This is a genomic window from Methylobacterium crusticola (assembly GCF_003574465.1).
In the GTDB taxonomy this organism is placed as follows: domain Bacteria; phylum Pseudomonadota; class Alphaproteobacteria; order Rhizobiales; family Beijerinckiaceae; genus Methylobacterium; species Methylobacterium crusticola.
In genome coordinates, this window is sequence record NZ_QOWC01000464.1 from 1 (window position 1) to 1,375 (window position 1,375).

Here is a 1,375-nt window from a genome sequence, read left to right on the forward strand (position 1 = left end):
CCCGCCGGCGGGCCCGGCGCCGTCGCGGCCGCGGCCTTCGTGCTCGGGCTGCGGGCGCGGGGCGTGCGGGACCCGGCGGTGCTCGGGGCGATGGAGCGCGTGCCCCGCGAGGCCTTCGCGCCGGAGCCGCTGCGCGCGCTCGCCCGGCGCGACATCGCGCTGCCGCTGCCCTGCGGCCAGGCCATGACGGCGCCGAGCACCATCGCCACGATGCTGCACGCCCTCGACCCGCGGGGCGCCCGGGTGCTGGAGGTCGGCACCGGCTCGGGCTACGTCAGCGCGCTGCTGCTGCGCCTGGGAAGCAGCGAGGTGGTGAGCCTCGAGCGCTACGCCGCCCTGGCGGCGGCGGCGCGGGGGCGGCTCGCCGCCCTCGGGTTCGGGGCCGTCGCGGTGCGGCTCGCGGACGGCTGCGACCCGGCCCCGGAGGCGGGGACGTTCGCGCGCATCCTGGTCAACGGGGCGCTCGCCGCGTTCGCCCCGGGGCTGCTCGAGCGCCTCGCGCCGGGCGGCCGCCTCGTCGGGGCCCTCGCCGGGCCGGGCGGGCCGCGCCTCGTCGTCGCGGCGCGGGAAGCGGACGGGCTGCGCTGGCAGGGACCGGACGCGGTCCTGCGGATCGGGCCGCTGACGCCCGGCCGGGCGCGCGTGCTGTAGGCCCCGCCGCCCCGCCGGAGCCCCGTGATGCACGCCGAGGCCTCGCTCCGAAACGGAAGCTTAACCTGAATCCGATTTGAATTCATCGCATCAGGTTGTGTGCATGTGTGGGTGCGTCGATGCGGGATCGCGGGGCTGGCAAGAGCGTGCGGACACTGTCGCGCGTCGCTCTCATCGGGCTGATCGGGGGCGCGTCGGCGGCCTGCAGCACCGACACGATGCGGTTGAGCGACCCGTTCACGAACCCCTTCTCCTCCAGTGCGAGCAGCGATCCCGGGGCGACCGGGAGCCTGCCCGAGGGCGAGGGCGTGGCGGCCCCGGTGCGCTCGGCGCCGATCCAGTCCCGGTCGCTCGCGGCCCCCGGTGCGGCCTCGGCCCCGGTGCCGCTGTCGAGCCGGCCCGCCGCCGCGATGAGCCCGCGCGTCGCCTCCACGGCGCCGGTCACCGGCAGCACGGCCGGCTGGACCGCGCAGGGCGGCACCACCATCACGGTCGGGCCCGGCGATACCCTGAGCCAGATGTCCACCCGCTTCGGCGTGCCCTCGGCGGCGATCCTGTCGGCGAACGGCCTGTCGGGACCCGGGCAGATCGCCCCCGGCCGCCAGATCGTGATCCCGGTCTACCACGCGGGCGGCTCCGCCATGACGACGCGGGCGGCCCCGCCCGCCCCCGCGCCGCGGCTGGCGCTGGCGCCGGCGAACCGGCCCGCGCCGGCCGCGGAGGC

2 protein-coding genes are annotated in these 1,375 nt (G+C 78.5%); both read left to right on the plus strand.

Annotated elements, in window-relative coordinates:
• The coding region (locus tag DT057_RS34915; RefSeq protein ID WP_338103532.1) for a protein-L-isoaspartate O-methyltransferase family protein at nucleotides 1–651 on the plus strand (651 nt) is incomplete at its 5' end.
• 146 nt (nucleotides 652–797) lie between these two features.
• Nucleotides 798–1,375 (plus strand): LysM peptidoglycan-binding domain-containing protein (locus DT057_RS34920; protein WP_420870347.1); only part of this gene is annotated, 578 nt, incomplete at its 3' end.